This is a genomic window from Campylobacter sp. TJR-1, assembly GCF_032840035.1.
In the GTDB taxonomy this organism is placed as follows: Bacteria; Campylobacterota; Campylobacteria; order Campylobacterales; family Campylobacteraceae; genus Campylobacter; species Campylobacter fetus.
This window is the reverse complement of the sequence record NZ_JAWIZX010000001.1, coordinates 1-17,804: the sequence shown is the minus strand read 5'-3', so window position 1 is coordinate 17,804 and position 17,804 is coordinate 1. Positions and strand designations below refer to the sequence as shown.

Sequence of the window (17,804 nt, the reverse complement as noted above, 5' to 3'; positions counted from 1 at the left end):
GAAATGAGCTAGATATTATTTGAAAATATATTCAAAATTTTCGTATAAATTTATTTCTTAGTGATTTTATAGAGTAGGTTTCCTATCATCTGGATAACTTGAACTAAGACTATCAAGATGATTACCGTATACGCCATGATATCTGGACGAAATCTTTGAAAACCGTATCTCATCGCCACGTCCCCAAGTCCGCCTCCGCCAACGGCTCCGGCCATTGCGGTAAATCCAATCACTACTATAAGAGTTAGAGTTATAGCGTTTATAATACTAGGAAGTGCTTCTATAAACATAATTTTAAATAAGATTTGAGTTTTGTTTGCACCATAGCTAAGAGCAGCCTCTATGACGCCATAATCCACTTCATTCATAGCGTTTTCTATAAGACGCGCTATAAACGGAGCCGAGCCGATAGTAAGAGGAACGATAGCCGCACTTGTTCCTATGCTAGTGCCTACTATAAATTTAGTAAGAGGAAAAAGCACTATAATGAGTATTATAAACGGAAAACTTCTAAGCACATTTACTATTAAATCCAATGTGTTATAAATCCCTTTATTTGGTTTAAGACCGTTTGGTTTTGTCAAAACCAATATAATAGCAAGCCCCAAACCGATCATGAAAGCTAAAAACGTAGATATAAAAGTCATATAAAGTGTATCTATAGTCGCTTCTAAAAGAAGTTTTGGTATCATTTTTGCTCCTTTACTATCTCGTATAACACGCCTGATTTTTTTATAAATTCTTCTACTTTTATTTCATCTTTTGGATCTACGTTTATAACAAGACTTCCAAGCACGTTATTGCCCAATCTTTCTAGTTTTCCCCATACTATGTTGAAGTCTATATTAAGTTCTCTAGCCATTGATGTTATAACGCTGTTAAAAGCGACTTTAGGCGGAAAAAATAGTCTGATATTAACTCCGGTTGTAGGTAAAATTTCCTCTGCTCCTAAGAATTTTTTCATATTTTCATCCGGTTTCAAAAATAGGTCTATTATGTTACCTTGATTTGTTATGATACCTTGTTCAAGTAAAATAGCGCGGTTTGATATGCTCTTTACAACTTCCATTTCGTGAGTAACTAAAACTATAGTTATACCTAAGGTTTCATTTATTTGTCTTAAAAGAGTTAAAATTTGATTTGTAGTATTTGGATCAAGCGCACTTGTAGCCTCATCGCTAAGCAAAATTTTTGGTTTTAATGCTAGAGCTCTAGCTATCGCAACTCGTTGTTTTTGACCTCCGCTTAGCGAGTTTGGATAGCTGTTTGCTTTATCGCTTAGCCCTACAAGCTCTAAAAGTTCATGAACTCTTTTTTGGATATATTCTTTATCGTATTTCCAAAATTTAAGCGGAGTGGCTATATTTTCAAATACCGTTTTTCTGCTCATAAGAGCAAAATGTTGAAATATCATGCCTATATTCCGTCTTAACTCTCTAAGCTCATTTTCGTTTAAGTTTGAAACTTCTTTGTTATCTACTTTTAAACTTCCGCTTTGATAGCTCTCAAGTCCATTGATGCAGCGAAGCAGAGTGCTTTTTCCGGCGCCGCTGTGTCCAACTATAGCAAAAATTTCACCGGCTTTGATTTTGCATGAAACATCATTTATGATAAGATTTTTACCGTAGTATTTTTTTAAATTTGTTATTTGTATCATATTACGCCTAAGGTTTTAAGTTCGCTCATTACTTTTTCAAATTTATCTTTTGCCGTTGTTAATCCTTCGCGGTTGGCGCTTAAGACGGTCTCTGGAGCGTTGGCTACGAATTTTTCATTATTTAGCATACCTTCTAGTTTAGCTATCTCTTTTTCAAGCTTTGCTTTTTGCGAACTGAGTCTAGCGATGATAGGAGCGGTATCTACACCATCAAGTGGCACAAAGCTCTCAAGGTTTTCGCTTACGTCTCTGGCTGAGTTCGGTACTATCTCATCTGTTAGCTCTATCTCTTCGCATTTTGCAAGTAGTTTTATGTAGTTCGTAACTCCGTTTATATCTATTTTATTATTAAATTTAATATAAGCTTTTTTTACTTTTGCGTTGCCTTGATCTACAGTCACTTTTGCGCGCCTTAAACTTACTATAGCTTCTATGACTGCGCTCCAAGTTTCGACTATTTTTTGATCTGGAGTGCTGATTTTAGGGTATTTCATCACCATTATAGATCCGGAATTTTCTAAGTTCGTACCGCTTAATTCGTGATACAAATACTCGCTGATGAACGGCATAAATGGACTTAGTAGTTTCATGCTCTCTTTAAATATCATTCCTAGCTCGATCACGCTACTTTTATCTACTTTTGATAGCTCGATTCCCCAGTCGCAAAACTCGTCCCAAAGGAATTTATATATATCGTTTGCCGCGTCGTTAAACCTATATGCGTCTAAATTTGATCTTACTAAATTTACGCAGCTTTTAAATCGGCTTAGCATATATCTACCAAGATCTGTTTTTATACTATTTTCATCAAAATCAGGAAAATTGCCCGCGTTTAGAAGTAGGAATTTACTTGCGTTATAAAGCTTGTTCGTGAAGTTTCTTACTAATACCATTTTTTCTTCGCTAAGTCTGATATCACGACCTTGCACGCAAAGCAAAGTGAGCGTAAAACGCAAGATATCGGCTGAGTATTCGTCTATTTTGGTAAGCGGATCTATCACGTTTCCGCTACTTTTACTCATCTTTTTACCGTCTTTATCTTTGACAAGAGCGTGAAGATAGATATCTTTAAACGGAAGCTCGCCCACTGCATTCCCGCATTGAAACATCATTCTAGCGACCCAGAAAAATAGTATATCAAATCCTGTTATAAGCATAGTGTTTGGATAAAATTCACTCAAATCTCTCTCAAACCATTTCTCATTTTTCAGCTCGTCCGCGTTTCCCCATCCAAGTGTCGAGATAGGCCAAAGTCCTGAACTAAACCACGTATCAAGAACGTCTGGATCTTGAGTAAATTTATTTCCGCCGCATTTTGGGCATTTTATTGGTTTTTCGTTTTCGTCTGCCCACTCATGTCCGCATTCACAGTAAAATACGGGAATTTGATGCCCCCACCACAGTTGCCTTGAGATGCACCAGTCTTTTAGCTCTCTCATCCATGCATTAAAGCTATTTATCCAATGAGACGGGAAAAATTCCGCTCCGCCATCATTTACATTTTGTATCGCCTCGTTTGCGATATCTGATTTTACAAACCATTGTTTTGATATGTATGGTTCTACTACGTTTTTGCAGCGATAGCAGTATCCGACTTGATTTTCATAGTCTTCTATCTTTTCTATAAAGCCCAAAGACTCTAGTTTAGCTACTACTTTATCTCTTGCTTCAAGTCTTTCAAGTCCTTCAAACTCACCGCACTGCTCATTTAATATGCCTTTTTCATCAAATACAGTTATGAACTCCAAGCCGTGTCTGTTACCGACTTCATAGTCATTTGTATCGTGAGCTGGAGTGACTTTAACTATGCCTGTTCCAAAGTCCATATCTACGTGATCATCGGCTATGATTTTTATGCGGCGATCAATGATAGGAAGAGTGACGAATTTGCCTACAAGACCCTTATATCTCTCATCTTTTGGATTAACCATTATGGCGGTATCGCCAAAGTACGTTTCTGGTCTAGTCGTTGCGACTATTACAAATTTATTGCTATTAACTATAGGATATTTTATATGATAAAGTTTGCCCTTATTTGCTTTGTGTTCGACTTCTACGTCGCTAAGTGCGCCATCGTGAGTACACCAATTTACCATATAATTTCCGCGAACTATCAAGCCTTTATTATATAAATTTACGAAAGCTTTTCTTACGGCGTTTTTAAGTCCCGCGTCCATAGTAAAGCGCTCTCTGCTCCAAGCAGGAGTTATACCAAGACGACGCATTTGATGAACTATACTTCCGCCACTTTTTTCTTTCCATTCCCAGGTTTTTTTAAGGAATTCTTCGCGTCCAATCTGTTCTTTTGTAACTCCGTTTGCTAAAAGTTGTTTTTCTACGACGTTTTGAGTGGCGATACCTGCGTGGTCAAGTCCGGGTTGCCAAAGCGCTTTGTATCCGTCCATTCTTTTATATCTTGTCATTATATCTTGTAAAGTAAATGTAAGCGCGTGTCCTATATGAAGTACTCCAGTTACGTTTGGCGGTGGCATCATTATACAAAATTTCTTATCTTTTTCTAAGATAGCTTTGTTTCCGTCTATCTCGAAATACCCGCGATCTTCCCAAATTTTATAGAATTTTTCTTCAATTTCTTTTGGATTATAAAACTCAGCCATAAATTTACCTTTAAATTTAAAAAATGCTAGATTTTATCTAAATTTAACTAAAGTATCGTTTAATAGTATTTACTGTTTATAACTTTTGTATATATTATCTAGTAAATTTCAAGATATTTATAAATTTTAAATGATATAATACTTGAGAAAATCCAAAAATTGAAAGGAATAGTTATGGAGTATCGTATCGAAAAAGACACAATGGGTGAGATCAAAGTTCCAAACGACAAGTACTGGGGCGCTCAAACAGAAAGAAGTTTGGAGAACTTTAAAATCGGCAAAGGAACTATGCCAAGCGAGGTTATAGAAGGTTTTGCTTATCTTAAAAAAGCTTGCGCTATCGTAAATAATAAATTAGGTCGCTTAGACGACTCAAAAACAAAAGCTATCGGAGAAGCTTGCGACGAGATATTAAGCGGCAAACTAGATGGAAATTTTCCTCTTGTAGTATGGCAAACAGGAAGCGGAACTCAGTCAAATATGAATTTAAATGAAGTTATCGCTAATCGCTCTACCGAGCTTTTAGGCGAGGATTTTAGAACAAAAAAATTAGTTCATCCAAACGACGACGTAAATAAAGGTCAAAGTTCAAACGATACCTATCCGACAGCTATGAGAATCGCCTTTGTTTTAGAGCTGCAAAAACAACTTTTTCCGGCGATCGATAAACTTTTAGCTACACTTGAGGCAAAAAGTAGAGAGTTCAAAAATATCGTAAAGATCGGTAGAACTCACTTACAAGACGCTACTCCTTTAACTTTAGGTCAAGAGTTTAGTGGATATGCTCATATGTTAAAAGCTAGCAAAGCTCAAGTTTTAGCTACTCTTCCGTTTTTAGAAGAGCTTGCTATCGGCGGAACTGCTGTTGGTACGGGTCTAAATTCTCATCCTGATTTTAGTCCTATGGTGAGCAAAGTTTTGAACGATTTAACAAAAACAGAGTTTAAGTTTAAATCTCATCCAAACAAGTTCCACGGCTTAACAAGTCATGATGCAGAAGTTTTCTTAAGCGGTGCATTAAACGGACTTGCATCAAATTTAATGAAAATAGCAAATGACGTTCGTTGGTTAGCAAGCGGTCCAAGATGCGGTATCGGTGAGATAAATATCCCTGAAAACGAACCCGGAAGCTCTATCATGCCAGGTAAAGTAAATCCTACTCAATGCGAAGCCGTAACCATGGTAGCCGTCCAAGTAGCAGGAAATCACGTAAGCGTTGCGATGGCTGCGTCTCAAGGTAACTTTGAGCTAAACGTATTTAAACCTGTACTTACTCATAACTTGCTTGAGAGTATTCGTCTTTTAAGCGACGCTATGGTTAGCTTCAACGATCATTGCGCTTTAGGAATCACTGCAAATGAAGCCAAAATAGATAAACTTCTTCATGAAAGCCTTATGCTAGTAACTGCGCTAAATCCGCATATCGGATATGAAAATGCGGCAAAAATAGCAAAAACTGCTCATAAGCACGGTACGACTTTAAAAGAAGAAGCTATAAATTTAGGTCTTCTAACAGCTGCTCAGTTTGATGAGTGGGTAAAACCTGAAGATATGACTGCTCCTAAGAAGTAATATTATAAGTAACATTTATGTTAAGCTCAGAATTAATCGAGCTTAACGTCCTAATATCTTTTTTATCTATTTAGCTTTTTGCATAATTAGATCTGAAATAACCTGACTTGAGTTTCCAAGATTATATATTTCTTCATTTCTATATTTAAGTATTTTATCGTTCCACTCTTTTAAATTTAAATTTTCTATATGATTTACTAATTCATCAACACTCCTAGAAATAATATGCAAGTTTTCATCTGCAAAACTTAGCATTTTACCGTTTATATTCTCTTTTTCAAAATCATCTCCCATAATATCAGATGGGTAAAATAGCATGCAAGGCTTAAGTGTAGTAAGCGGAAAGATAAAAATCGTAGAAGAGTAGTCCCCTATAGAACAAATAGCTTTTTGCAGAGTTTCATTCGTAAGCTTTGGGGAGTCGTCATAGACAAATCCTTTTTTGCCTTGAAAAAACTTAGTTATTTCTACATTTTCTTTTTGGTTGTGAAAGTGAGGATTTGGTCTAAAAATTATTTCATATTTTAAATTTAGAAGTTTATCGATAGCTTCCATAACCTTTTTGTACGATTTAAAATGATGAAACATTACTAAGACAGATTTTTGCGGCTTTTTTGGAGTATAATTTTTAATCTGCTTATCGATATTTGGATAACCTAGCTTTAAGAGTTTAGCCTTGCTATTTAAAGCGTTAAAATAGATCTCATCGCTTTTCATAGCAGCTATATAGTAACACCCTATAGCCATTCCAAAAGTATCTATGCTCTCTTTTTTTGTTATATCGCAAAATTTATGTGCTATAAGATAGCTTCTTAACATGGTCATATGATGAGAAAATACCATGGCAAATGTATTTTGATGCGCAAAACACTCACCTTGATAGCTAATATTTACACTAGAAAGTAGAACATTGAAATTGTAATATTTTAAGCAATTCATAGGTATCAAGATATTTTTTAATCCCATAAAATTTCTATCTTTTTCATAATTTTCTATTGTTGTATTTACTATAAAAAGATTTTGATTGTTTTTTATAAGAATATCGAAAATATCGCCAAAATGTCTATTTCCATAGATACCGTAAGTGAGAATGGCAATGCTGTTTTTTAAATTTATATTCTCAAATTTAAGTAAATCTTCAGCTATAAATTCAAATCCGTCAGCCCAGATTAAATTTAGATTTTCTAGATTAGATATAAGTTTAGCTCTTATTTCTCTAGACTTATAAGTGCAAGTATCCGTGGCTAAAAGAACCGCCGTACCCCCCCCCTACTATTTTTTCTAAGTTTTCTTCTAGCTTAGCACCGGTTTTAAAATCGTCTAAAAACGAGCATGTATGACCTAGTAAGTTTAGATTATAAGCTAGTATATGCGAGTGTCCGCCATTTGGATAGACAAAGTAATGCATTTTTCTCCTTTATAAATTTAAATAAAAAAATCAAGGATATCATAATTTATTTAAATTTGATTAGTTGGGTGCTGTATTTTCTATCTCTTTGACTGAAATTTAAGAACTAGTTTGATACAATTGCTACTTTTGAAATTTAAGGAATAAAATGGCGCTTAGCAAACTAAACCGCGAACAATACACAGCCGCAACCGCTCCAACGGGGTATAATCTAGTAATAGCTAGCGCAGGCACCGGAAAAACTAGTACGATTGTGGCTCGCATAGCTCATCTTTTAAATTTAGGTATGAAACCAGAGCGGATACTGCTACTTACTTTTACAAATAAAGCCGCAAGTGAAATGATAGATAGATTATCAAATTATTTTAGTGCAAAAACGGTCGGTTCTATCATGGCAGGGACTTTTCATTCTGTTTCAAATTCGCTTTTAAAAAAGTTAAATAAAGGCGTTATCTTAAAACAACCAAGCGAGCTGAAAACTCTTTTAAAAAGCTTGATAGAAAGACGCGAATTTCATAGGATAGGTGAAGTAAAAGCTTACAGCGGCACATATCTTTATGATGTTTATTCTCTTTTTTGCAATTCATGTGTGAATGATGAAAGTTTTGCCCAGTGGTTTAGTGAAAATTACAGCGATCAAACTGTTTATGCTGAGGTTTATGAGGATATTTTAAGAGAATTTGAGGAGCAAAAATCACGTTTTAATTATGCGGATTTTAATGATTTGCTTATTAAAATGAGAAACGAGCTAAAAAAGGGCGCAAAGGTATTTTATGATGAAATTTTAGTAGATGAGTATCAAGATACAAACTCGCTTCAAGGCTCTCTTATAGATTCTTTTAATGCAAAAAGCTTATTTTGCGTGGGAGACTTTGATCAGAGTATTTATGCTTTTAATGGTGCAAATATTGATATAATAGGAAGTTTCACTCAGAGATATAAAGATTCGAAAGTTTATTCTTTAAATGTAAATTATAGAAGTAGCGCAAAGATATTATCTTTGGCAAATAAAGTAATAGCGCAAAATCCTAGACTATATCCAAAAGAGCTTACGGTTAGCAGAATCGGAAATTTCAAATCTCCAAGTTTGCTCATTTATGATGAGTTGTTTTTGCAGTATGAAAATATATCTGAGATTATTTTAAATTCTCATTATAAAAAAGACGATATCGCGATAATTTTTCGCAATAATTCGAGCGCGGACGGACTTGAAGTCGCTTTGAAAGAGCAAGGAATTAGTTGTAAAAGAAAAGGCGGCGTTAGCTTTTTTGAATCACGCGAGATAAAAGCACTTATAGATTTGATCGGAATTTATATAAATCCAAAAGATATTATGGCGTTTATCCATGTTTTTGAATATGCTAGGGGAGTCGGAAACGCCTCTGCAAAGGAGATATTTGATACTCTTTTGGCTTTGGGTGATAGGAGCATTGTAAAAGGTCTTTTAAATCCGGATAAATCAGTTAAGGTTTTTGAACGTTCAAAAAAGAATCATCAGCTAGGACTTTTTGATGATTTTAGTGAGTTTATGGATAGTGCTAGATTTACTAGTCTTGGTCTAAGTAAAGAATTTATGGAAAATCCGGTTTTGAATTACTCGAATTTAAATACCAACGGAGCGATTTTTTTATACGAACTTTATAAATTATTGATGCAGATACAAGGAAAAACAAATTCATACGAAGTGGTTAATTCGGTGATAAACTCAGGAGTGTATTCTATTATTGTTGATTTTTTAGCTACTAAAAGAGCTACTTTAAAAAACGGAAATGTCGATGCAAATTTAAAAGATGAAGCAAAGGATAGAATTTATGCAAAATCAAAAGTGCTTTTAGAGATGAGCAAACGTCATAATTACTGTGATGTATTTTATAATTTTTTAACTCTTGGAAGAACTGAAATGAGTGAAGGTGAGGGCGTAAGTTTATTAACAGTGCATGCTAGCAAAGGTCTTGAGTTTAGCTTGGTTTTTGTAGTAGATCTAGCTCAAAATCGTTTTCCAAATTTAAAACTTATGGGGATGGGCGGGAGTCTTGAAGAAGAAAGAAGACTTTTTTATGTTGCGGTTACTAGGGCCAAAGATGAGCTATATCTAAGCTATGCAAAGTACGACAAAATCAGAAAAATAGACTACAAGCCAAGCTGTTTTTTAGAAGAAGCCGGGATGGTGAAACGTTTTGGAATTTAATATTTAGTAACAAAAGTATAAAAAAATAGCTTTGCCAACAGAGTTTAGCCGGCAAAGTTTTTTGGATTTTAGCTGAAATATTTTTTCTTAGCAGAGTCCGAAATAGCATATAAAATTATGCTTTTTTGAGCGTCTGTGCTTATAATTACTTTGTCGTTTTGCTGAAACTTTGCTAAAACTTCATCTATAATTTTGCTATCTGGAATTAGCTCACATCTTTTTAGTATCGCATTTGAATAATTTATAGCTTGATCCATACTTAGCTTATTTTCCCATGAACTTTCAAAAGATGTAGTTTTAAACAAAATACCGTTTTTATCTAAAATATCTTTAAATTGAGCCGCTTTTATACAGCCGCGTACTGGTTTTTGCGGAGTTTGCTTATGCGAATCTATCAAAATATCAAGAAATTTACTTTTTTTATAATCTCCCCATCCTACGTAAATTCCTATATCTTTAGCTGCGCTAAATGCTTTTATAACATTTTCATCACTATGCAAAGCCGGAGTTAAAGAGGTCAAAACTATATCAAATTTATCTTTTATTTCGTAACTATCCCAGTCGCTTATAAAAGTTGTTATCAAAGAGTCTATACCTAGTGTTTTAGCGTCGTTTTCTAACACTTCAAGCATACCGGGCGACAGATCTATGCCGCATACTTTAGCGCCTTTGCTTGCAAGAGGAATTGCTACCGTTCCTGTTCCGCAACCTATATCTATGATACTTTTTCCTTCAAATCTTACACCTATTTCTTCACACCAGTTAAGTACAAAATTTACGTCTTTTTTCATTGCTGAGTCATTGTAGCGAGGGTAAGAATTTGACATATCGTCCCATGCGTTTGCGTTACTCATAAATCTCCTTTTTGTTGTATTGTATAATTTAAAATATATTAAACTATAGTTTTATATATTAAAATAATTTATGCATATAATTTTCTGTAAATTTATATACTATAAGAAGCACTAAAAATCATATTATATCACAATAAATTCTAAAAATTTAGATATATAAATTTATTTTTATCTACATAATATAATTTAGTATATTATGTATTGATTAATTTTTTAGTTAAATATATAAATAAAATAATAAATAAACTGAATTTATAAATAAAAACATTTCTTTCAAATTTATATTTTATAAAGCAATACTTGATATGCTTAGACTTTTTATTTAATATTATAGGAGTGTATGACGATGAAAAAGATTTTGCTGATTTTGACGGCTTTGAGCGTTTATCTGTTTGGAGAAGTTACTACTGTGGATTTTAACGAGGAGATTTTGAATGACAAAGATATTCAAATAGTAGATGTTAGAACTCCATCTGAATGGGCACAAACCGGAGTATTTAAAGGAGCTATTTTGGTTACTTATAAAAATAGCGATGGAAGTATCAATCCAAATTTCGTTAATGAGGTAAAAAGTAAGCTAAACACAGATAAAAAAGTAGCAGTTATATGTAGAAGCGGAAATAGAAGCCGCCCGGCTTCGGTTTTGCTAGATGAGGGCGGCGTAAAAAATGTTATAAACATAGACGGCGGCATGAATAAAGCAGTAGATAAAAACATACCTACAATCAAACCTTAAAAATCAAAATAAATTTGATAAAGTAGTAAAAGTGCCTATTTAGAGCGCTTTTACCATAATATTCGTAAGCTTTTTAGCAAATTCATTTGGGTTATCTACTGGCATTCCTTCGCTTATTTTAGCCATATTTAAAAGTAAATTTGACACATCATTTACCATTATCTCGTTTTTTTCAAGTTTAGTAAATAGCTCGTGATTAGGATTTATCTCAAGTATAGGTTTTACTTTTATGGCTTTTTCACCCATCTGTTTAAATATGCTTTGCATAGCGTAATCCGGATCATTTTTATCAAATATAAGACACGCTGCTGAGTCATTTAGTCTGCTTGAGAGTTTTACGTCTTTTACATCATCTTTTAAAGCTTCTTTTATCTTTACAAGAAGCTCGGCGTGTTTACTCTCATCTATATTCTTATCATTTTTAATTTCATCATCTATATCGGAGCTATTTACGGCTTTTACCTGCGTTTTATCATATTCGTATACCATCGGCATTACTATAGTATCTATCTCTTCATCACAAATCAGAACGTCTATTCCTTGCTTTTTAAAGCTTTCTAGTAAAGGCGAGTTTCTAAGCATAATTTCATTTTGACCGCTTATATAGTATATGGATTTTTGATCTTCTTTCATAGAAGCTTTATACTCTTTAAGAGATATTAAACCGTCTTTATTGCTTGATTTAAATAAGCATAAATTTAGAATTTCGTCTTTATTTGTACTAAATCCGTAGAGTCCTTCTTTTAATACTTTTCCAAATAATGTGTAAAATTTTATGTATTTTTCTCTATCGTTATTTAGCATTTTTTCAAGTTCGCTCAATATCTTCTTAATGCTTTGATCTTTTACCGTTGCTAAAATGCGGTTTTCTTGCAGAATTTCACGACTTACGTTTAGCGGAATATCTTCTACGTCCATCACTCCTCTAACAAATCTAAGATATGGAGGAAGCAGTTCTTTTGCGTCATCGGTTATAAAAACTCTTTTTACGTAGAGCTTTACGCCGCTTTGATAATCAACTCTAAATAGATCAAACGGTTCGGTACTTGGGATATAAAATAGGGTTGTGTACTCTATCTTTCCCTCGGCTTTTGTATGTATATGCATAAGCGGATCGCTGTTATCGTGACTTAGCTGTTTATAAAAATCGTTATAATCTTCGACTTTTAAACTAGATTTAGACATTCTCCAAAGAGCTGAAGCTTTGTTAATTTGAGAATTTTTGCTCTCGTAATGACCTTCTTTCTCATCTCCGCTTGGCGCTATCCATTCGTCTTTGTCCATAAAAATAGGGTACGCGATATGATTTGAGTATTTCTTAACTATGCTTTCTATGCGGAAACTATCATTGAATTCATCGTCGTTTAAATATAGTATGATGTCTGTTCCTTGGCTATCTTTTGTAGTGGGCTCAATACTATAATTTTTTGTATCGCTTATCCACTTATAGGCTTTATCATCTAGTGCTTTACGGCTTATGACTTCTATTTTATTAGCTACCATAAATGCCGAGTAAAATCCAACTCCGAATTGTCCTATTAAAGAACTATCTTTTTTTGAATCTCCGCTCATTGAGCTTAAAAATCCTTTTGTTCCGCTTCTAGCGATAGTTCCTAAGTTATTTATCAGATCATTTTCATCCATACCTATACCGCTATCGCTAATGATCAAAGTTTTAGCATCTTTGTCTAGTTTTATATCTATTTTTGGTGTATAAACTAGACTTTTATAATTATCATCGGTAAGACAAAGATAGTTTAACTTATCAAGCGCGTCACTTGCGTTTGATATAAGTTCTCGTAAAAATATCTCTTTGTTTGAGTATAATGAGTGAATCATTAAATTTAAAAGATCGCTGACTTCTGTTTGAAATTCATGTGTAGCCATTTTCATTTCTCCTAAAAATTTTTAGCAAATTATATCTAAGAGTGCTAATTTTGTCAAGATATAATCAGCAAAGTTGATAGTAATTATATCAAGTTTTCTAAATTTTAAAAATTAAAATTGAGTATTTTTATTAATACTTTATAATTTTTTTAATGAATTTATAATAATAAATATCAAATTATGCTATTATTATGTACAATTTAAATTTAAAATAAAAAAGGAATTGCAATGAAGCGATTTAAATTTAAAAATATAATATTTGCGATATTTATAGGATGTTCCAGCAGTGCCTATGAACAAACAAATAAATTTCCTAATACTATAAAGAATCCTCTAAACTCAGCCCCTACGACTGCTCATTATAAACCGGTTTTGTTAGCCGCGGCAAACGACCTTGTTCGAGGTCCAAATAAACCGGTAAATCCGTCTAATCCTTTTGACGATACTAAGGTTTTTTATAACACTCCATCAGTCTCGGATTATGTATCTATCATCGGACAAAATGACGCTCTTATAACTATCTGGGCACTTGCACCGCTTAATTGGGTGTGGGGTTATTCTCCTTTAAATAGCCGTTCTTTCGGAGATGCTAGAATTTGGAGGTTTATTATTTATCCTAAGAACTTTGTGCAAATTCAAAATAAAAAGACCGGTACTTGCATAAATGCATATCAAAACGGTATTGTTCATATACCTTGCGAGGATACAAATCAAGCACAATTTTGGGAATTAAAACCGTTTAGTAACGGTACTGTTTTGATAAAAAATTTTGCTTCTCAGACTTGTTTGCAGTCAAACTCTACAAAGGGTTATAGTTATTATGGTTTATATTTAGTTGATTGTGCAGAAAAAGCTATAAATTTAGATCAACAGTGGCAGATAATAGCTCCTGCTATGACTACATCACCCATACCATTACCATCTAGATAAGGATTTGCATGAAAAATATTTATTTAATATTATTTTGTTTTAGCTTGAGTTTTGGAGCTATTGAGAATTATAATCTAGCTACTTGGAATATGCAAGGATCATCAGCTTCTACTGAAAGCAAGTGGAACGTAAATGTAAGGCAGTTAATAGCTGGAAGTAACGCTGCTGATATTTTATTTATACAAGAGGCGGGCAGTTTGCCGCATAGTGCTGTTCAAAGCCAAAGAGTAGTTCAAAGAGGCGGTATACCAGTACATGAATATATATGGAATTTGGGTACTAATTCACGTCCAAATATGGTTTATATATATTATTCTCGTGTTGATGTTGGTGCAAATCGTGTTAATTTAGCTATCGTATCTCGACTGCAAGCCGAAGAAGTTATAGTGCTTACTCCTCCTACTACTCTTTCAAGACCGATTCTTGGTATTCGTATAGGAAATGACGCGTTTTTTTCTGCTCACGCTCTTGCTAATGGAGGTACCGATTCTGCGGCCATAGTAGAAAATGTATATAGAAATTTTATATCTAGTCCGAATGTAAACTGGGTTATCGGCGGGGATTTTAACCGTGAGCCGAGTTCTTTGGTAAATATTTTAGAAAGTAGTGTTCGGCAAAGAGTTAGCATTATCGCTCCAAACGCTCCGACTCAAAGCAGCGGCAGAACGCTTGATTATCTTGTTGCTGGAAACTCCGGAGCAAGTGCTTTTTCGGCTCCTGCTATAGCTGCTATACTTATGCTAGCAAATATGAGATCTCAGATTACCTCAGATCATATTCCCGTGAATTTTAGAAGATTTTAAGGAGTAAAAATGAAAATTTATAAATTTATGCTATCGATTTTATCTGTATGTTTTTTAAATATATCTTTGCAAGCCGATGACGATGAGACTAATTTTACGCCTTTGGTTAGTATAAGGAGTCTTTATTCTGGAGTTATTTTGAGTATGGAAGATAATCCGAGCAGCCTTATAAAAACAAATTGGAATTTAAGAGAGATAACTCTTCCTTATATCATCTCAAAAGACTATCCTTTTGGAACCGTGCAATTTGTATCTCCTGTAAATGATAATGTTTGCCTAGGACTAAGTTTAGCCGGAAAACTCACTACTATGTCTTGCGAGAGTACTGCGGTAGGAAACTATGGAAGCGTGTTTTCTATATTGCCTACAAATACTTCTGCTGTTCAGATAGAAGCTGTTGCCGGATTAAACGAGTGCCTTAGTATAGTAAATTCATACGCTAGTTCATCTATGGATAAGTTTGGAGTTAGAAAGTGTATTAAAGATCCTAATAAAAATATTTTACTTGAAAATTTGATTGTTATCGGCTCCGCATTTATGCCTGCAAAAGTCGTGCGATAACTTATATTAAAGCCGTGAAAAATATTTTTTCGGCTTATTTAATTAAAATTTCTAAATTTAAATATCCAAATTTAATATTTGTTTCTATTTATCGTTTTAAATTTGAATATAGTAAATAACATATTTATTTACTATATTAAAGTTATATTATTACTAAATAATAAGATTATATCTACTGTTATAAAAATATATTAAGCTAATTTATTTATTTTTATTATTTATAGTAAATTTAATAATTATTTAAGATTATATAAGATAGAATGACTCCATATTAAAAAGGACTAAAATGAACTTATTTAAAAAATCGCTCATTGTGGCGTATATTTCTATTCTTAGCTACTCTATTATGAGTGCTAATTCAAATGTCGATCCGGTGCATGGACCAAATAGAAGTGATGATCCGTATAATCCTGTTCCGGTATTTTACAACACTCCTTTTAACTCTGATCTTGTATCTATAATGGCTCAAAATGGAGTCGTTATAACCGTATGGGCTACCGCGCCTTTGAATTGGGTGTGGGGGTATAGTGCAAGAGATAGCGTACCTTTTGGTTATCTTAGAATTTGGAGATTAAAGCTTTATCCAAAAAATTATGTTCAAATCGTAAATGAATCCACTAAAACATGCCTAAGTGCTTATTTGAGTGGAGTTGTTCATACTACGTGCGACGTTAAATCCGCACCTCAATTTTGGGAAATGATACCATTTGATAATGGCGCCGTTCAATTTAAAAATTTTAGCGATGGAAGATGCTTGCAGACTGATTTTGAAAGAGGTTTTAAGTTTTATAACATAAATTTAACTCCTTGCGTAGAGAAAAATAGAACAAATATAGATCAGCAGTGGATGATAACGGCCCCAACCATAAAAACGCGCTCTGTAAAAGAGCCGCTTAATTTTTAAAGGATAAAAATGAAAAAATTTATAATATTAGCACTGCTTAGCGCAAGTCTAAGTTTTGCAGCTATAGAAGATTATAAAATTGCTACTTGGAATATGCAAGGATCATCGGCTTCTACTGAAAGCAAGTGGAACGTGAATGTACGACAGTTAATAACGGGAGACGCTGCAGCTGATATACTTATGTTGCAAGAATCGGGCAGCATACCGACTACAGCAGTAAATACTCAACGTGTTTTTCAAGGCGGCACCCCAGTAGATGAATATACGTGGAATTTAGGCACTAACTCACGTCCGAATATGGTTTATATCTATCACTCTAGGATAGATGTCGGTGCAAATAGGGTAAATTTGGCTATCGTTTCAACCAGAAGAGCCGATAACGTAAGTATAATATATCCTGAAATCGCTGCTGCTAGACCTGCCATAGGCATACATATAAGAAACGATGTATTTTTTACAGCTCATGCTTTGGCTAGCGGAGGACCAGACGCTCCATCTTTGATTCACCGCGTACACGACTCTTTTATAGGACAAGGAGGTATAAACTGGGTTATCGGCGGGGATTTTAACCGTGAGCCGAGCTCTTTACTAGGAGCTTTAGAAGGCGGACTTAGAAATAGAGTTAGCATTATCGCTCCAAATGCTCCGACTCAAAGCAGCGGCAGAACTCTTGATTATCTTGTTGCTGGAAACTCCGGAACAAGTGCTTTTTCGGCTCCTGCTATAGCTGCTATACTTATGCTAGCAAATATGAGAGCTCAAATCACATCTGACCATGTGCCAGTAAATTTTAGAAAATTTTAAGGAATAAAAATGAAATACATATATAAAAAAATCGCACTTGGTTTGGCTATTTTAATATCATCAATATCTTTATATGCTATAGACGAGCCTTCGGATTATACACCAATAGTAGCTATAAGAAGCTTGTTAACAGGAATTCCCATAACAAGAGATGATGGAGGAAAAGCTGCTTTAGGATCTAACTGGACAATAAGCGAAATACAACTTCCATCCAGAGTCGGGAAATTTCCGTTTGGAGTAGTTCAATTCGTATCTGTTATCAAGCCAGGAGATTGTTTAAGTATAGATATCAGGGATAAATTCAGCGTAACTCGATGCGAGAGTACAGCGGTCGGTCTATATGGAGTTGCATTTAGCATACTTCCTACTATTTCATCTGCAGTTCAGATTGAAAGTATAGTAAAACGAGGTTTTTGCCTTAGTGTGGTAAATCCTTACGCCGAACAGATGATAGATCAAATAGGACTTAAACCTTGCGTAGTAGATGAAAATCAAGATATACCTCTTGAAAATTTGTTTAATATCTCTCCTGCGTTTAATCAAGCTAGAATTACTCGTTAAAAACTGCTAGGAGATCTCTCTCTCTTAGCTATGCGTACATAACTTTAACTATCCAAAATCCAAAATAACAAAACAGCAAAGATAATAGTAAATTTGAAGCGATATTTAAAAATGCGTTCGTATAATTTCCTGATTGAAGTAAAAGCATATTTTCATAACTAAATGTAGAAAATGTCGTAAGTCCTCCTAAAAATCCTGTAACTAAAAATGTGTAAAGAGTTATTTAAAATCTAACTGATATAAAAATAGCTTAAAGATTGATTTTAGCGATATTTGAGGGTATTTTTAGCAAAATCAAACTAATGAATTTAGCTTTACACT

At 34.0% G+C, this 17,804-nt stretch carries 16 protein-coding genes and 1 pseudogene; 9 read left to right on the top strand and 8 right to left on the bottom strand.

All coding sequences use genetic code 11. The features are described 5' to 3' along the window. Nucleotides 1-50: 50 nt before the first annotated feature. Genes RVY88_RS00085 through RVY88_RS00075 form a run of 3 tightly spaced genes read right to left on the bottom strand, consistent with a single transcriptional unit; the run spans nt 51 to nt 4,275 of the window. Nucleotides 51-692 (bottom strand): methionine ABC transporter permease, encoded by a 642-nt coding sequence (locus tag RVY88_RS00085; protein WP_002849515.1) that lies wholly within the window; start codon nt 690-692, stop codon nt 51-53. Further along, complete coding sequence (locus RVY88_RS00080) at nt 689-1,657, bottom strand: methionine ABC transporter ATP-binding protein (RefSeq protein WP_002849512.1); 969 nt, start codon at nt 1,655-1,657, stop codon at nt 689-691. Before RVY88_RS00080 ends, RVY88_RS00085 begins: the two co-directional genes overlap by 4 nt. Next, a complete protein-coding gene (locus tag RVY88_RS00075; RefSeq protein ID WP_162167538.1) occupies nt 1,654-4,275 on the bottom strand; it encodes a valine--tRNA ligase in 2,622 nt (873 codons plus the stop codon). The genes RVY88_RS00080 and RVY88_RS00075 overlap by 4 nt, the downstream gene beginning before the upstream one ends. Before the next feature lie 174 nt (nt 4,276-4,449). On the opposite strand from RVY88_RS00075, the gene fumC reads away from it, so the two are divergent. Next, nucleotides 4,450-5,847: a class II fumarate hydratase gene (fumC, locus tag RVY88_RS00070; protein WP_162167539.1), complete on the top strand. Its 1,398-nt coding sequence runs from the start codon at nt 4,450-4,452 to the stop codon at nt 5,845-5,847. 66 nt (nt 5,848-5,913) lie between these two features. On the opposite strand, the gene RVY88_RS00065 is transcribed toward fumC, so the two are convergent. Together RVY88_RS00065 and RVY88_RS00060 are read right to left on the bottom strand one after the other, a co-directional pair. Then, nucleotides 5,914-6,786: a hypothetical protein gene (locus RVY88_RS00065; RefSeq protein WP_317051232.1), complete on the bottom strand. Its 873-nt coding sequence runs from the start codon at nt 6,784-6,786 to the stop codon at nt 5,914-5,916. A gap of 283 nt (nt 6,787-7,069) precedes the next feature. Then, nucleotides 7,070-7,255, bottom strand: a complete 186-nt coding sequence (locus RVY88_RS00060) for a hypothetical protein (protein ID WP_011732019.1) — start codon at nt 7,253-7,255, stop codon at nt 7,070-7,072. 148 nt (nt 7,256-7,403) lie between these two features. Between RVY88_RS00060 and RVY88_RS00055 the strand changes: the two genes are divergently transcribed. Continuing rightward, complete coding sequence (locus tag RVY88_RS00055) at nt 7,404-9,443, top strand: ATP-dependent helicase (protein WP_162167541.1); 2,040 nt, start codon at nt 7,404-7,406, stop codon at nt 9,441-9,443. A 68-nt stretch (nt 9,444-9,511) separates the two neighbouring features. Here the strand turns inward: RVY88_RS00055 and RVY88_RS00050 are convergent, their stop codons facing one another. Then, entirely contained in the window at nt 9,512-10,297 is a 786-nt protein-coding gene (locus RVY88_RS00050) for a class I SAM-dependent methyltransferase (RefSeq protein WP_011732016.1), read from the bottom strand. Between the two features lie 346 nt (nt 10,298-10,643). Here RVY88_RS00050 and RVY88_RS00045 point away from each other — a divergent pair, with 346 nt between their 5' ends. Further along, nucleotides 10,644-11,033 (top strand): rhodanese-like domain-containing protein, encoded by a 390-nt coding sequence (locus RVY88_RS00045; RefSeq protein WP_042960580.1) that lies wholly within the window; start codon nt 10,644-10,646, stop codon nt 11,031-11,033. 39 nt (nt 11,034-11,072) lie between these two features. Here RVY88_RS00045 and htpG read toward each other — a convergent pair whose 3' ends face one another. Further along, complete coding sequence (htpG, locus tag RVY88_RS00040; RefSeq protein ID WP_002849500.1) at nt 11,073-12,920, bottom strand: molecular chaperone HtpG; 1,848 nt, start codon at nt 12,918-12,920, stop codon at nt 11,073-11,075. Nucleotides 12,921-13,148: 228 nt separating this feature from the next. On the opposite strand from htpG, the gene RVY88_RS00035 reads away from it, so the two are divergent. The 6 genes from RVY88_RS00035 to RVY88_RS00010 all read left to right on the top strand — a co-directional run bounded on the left by RVY88_RS00035 (nt 13,149) and on the right by RVY88_RS00010 (nt 17,483). After that, complete coding sequence (locus RVY88_RS00035) at nt 13,149-13,850, top strand: RICIN domain-containing protein (RefSeq protein WP_002849499.1); 702 nt, start codon at nt 13,149-13,151, stop codon at nt 13,848-13,850. Nucleotides 13,851-13,858: 8 nt separating this feature from the next. After that, the gene (locus RVY88_RS00030) at nt 13,859-14,653 is read left to right on the top strand and encodes a cytolethal distending toxin subunit B family protein (RefSeq protein ID WP_002849498.1); all 795 of its coding nucleotides are present in this window, start codon (nt 13,859-13,861) and stop codon (nt 14,651-14,653) included. A gap of 9 nt (nt 14,654-14,662) precedes the next feature. After that, nucleotides 14,663-15,214 (top strand): toxin, encoded by a 552-nt coding sequence (locus RVY88_RS00025; RefSeq protein ID WP_002849497.1) that lies wholly within the window; start codon nt 14,663-14,665, stop codon nt 15,212-15,214. A gap of 286 nt (nt 15,215-15,500) precedes the next feature. Further along, nucleotides 15,501-16,118 (top strand): RICIN domain-containing protein, encoded by a 618-nt coding sequence (locus RVY88_RS00020; RefSeq protein ID WP_002849490.1) that lies wholly within the window; start codon nt 15,501-15,503, stop codon nt 16,116-16,118. Between the two features lie 9 nt (nt 16,119-16,127). Beyond that, nucleotides 16,128-16,922: a cytolethal distending toxin subunit B family protein gene (locus RVY88_RS00015; protein WP_002849489.1), complete on the top strand. Its 795-nt coding sequence runs from the start codon at nt 16,128-16,130 to the stop codon at nt 16,920-16,922. A gap of 9 nt (nt 16,923-16,931) precedes the next feature. Continuing rightward, a complete protein-coding gene (locus RVY88_RS00010; protein ID WP_162167542.1) occupies nt 16,932-17,483 on the top strand; it encodes a toxin in 552 nt (183 codons plus the stop codon). Nucleotides 17,484-17,511: 28 nt separating this feature from the next. Here RVY88_RS00010 and RVY88_RS00005 read toward each other — a convergent pair. Beyond that, nucleotides 17,512-17,706, bottom strand: a pseudogene (locus tag RVY88_RS00005) (fluoride efflux transporter FluC); the annotation flags it as partial. Nucleotides 17,707-17,804: the final 98 nt, after the last annotated feature.

What these genes read in the sequence shown, in the direction of transcription:
- RVY88_RS00080 (WP_002849512.1), bottom strand. Translation starts at nt 1,657, where the DNA reads ATGATACAAATAACAAATTTAAAAAAATACTACGGTAAAAATCTTATC.
- RVY88_RS00020 (WP_002849490.1), top strand. Translation starts at nt 15,501, where the DNA reads ATGAACTTATTTAAAAAATCGCTCATTGTGGCGTATATTTCTATTCTT.
- RVY88_RS00025 (WP_002849497.1), top strand. Translation starts at nt 14,663, where the DNA reads ATGAAAATTTATAAATTTATGCTATCGATTTTATCTGTATGTTTTTTA.
- RVY88_RS00075 (WP_162167538.1), bottom strand. Translation starts at nt 4,275, where the DNA reads ATGGCTGAGTTTTATAATCCAAAAGAAATTGAAGAAAAATTCTATAAA.
- RVY88_RS00015 (WP_002849489.1), top strand. Translation starts at nt 16,128, where the DNA reads ATGAAAAAATTTATAATATTAGCACTGCTTAGCGCAAGTCTAAGTTTT.
- RVY88_RS00035 (WP_002849499.1), top strand. Translation starts at nt 13,149, where the DNA reads ATGAAGCGATTTAAATTTAAAAATATAATATTTGCGATATTTATAGGA.
- RVY88_RS00055 (WP_162167541.1), top strand. Translation starts at nt 7,404, where the DNA reads ATGGCGCTTAGCAAACTAAACCGCGAACAATACACAGCCGCAACCGCT.
- RVY88_RS00030 (WP_002849498.1), top strand. Translation starts at nt 13,859, where the DNA reads ATGAAAAATATTTATTTAATATTATTTTGTTTTAGCTTGAGTTTTGGA.
- RVY88_RS00050 (WP_011732016.1), bottom strand. Translation starts at nt 10,297, where the DNA reads ATGAGTAACGCAAACGCATGGGACGATATGTCAAATTCTTACCCTCGC.
- fumC (WP_162167539.1), top strand. Translation starts at nt 4,450, where the DNA reads ATGGAGTATCGTATCGAAAAAGACACAATGGGTGAGATCAAAGTTCCA.
- htpG (WP_002849500.1), bottom strand. Translation starts at nt 12,920, where the DNA reads ATGGCTACACATGAATTTCAAACAGAAGTCAGCGATCTTTTAAATTTA.
- RVY88_RS00085 (WP_002849515.1), bottom strand. Translation starts at nt 692, where the DNA reads ATGATACCAAAACTTCTTTTAGAAGCGACTATAGATACACTTTATATG.
- RVY88_RS00065 (WP_317051232.1), bottom strand. Translation starts at nt 6,786, where the DNA reads ATGAATTGCTTAAAATATTACAATTTCAATGTTCTACTTTCTAGTGTA.
- RVY88_RS00045 (WP_042960580.1), top strand. Translation starts at nt 10,644, where the DNA reads ATGAAAAAGATTTTGCTGATTTTGACGGCTTTGAGCGTTTATCTGTTT.
- RVY88_RS00010 (WP_162167542.1), top strand. Translation starts at nt 16,932, where the DNA reads ATGAAATACATATATAAAAAAATCGCACTTGGTTTGGCTATTTTAATA.
- RVY88_RS00060 (WP_011732019.1), bottom strand. Translation starts at nt 7,255, where the DNA reads ATGCATTACTTTGTCTATCCAAATGGCGGACACTCGCATATACTAGCT.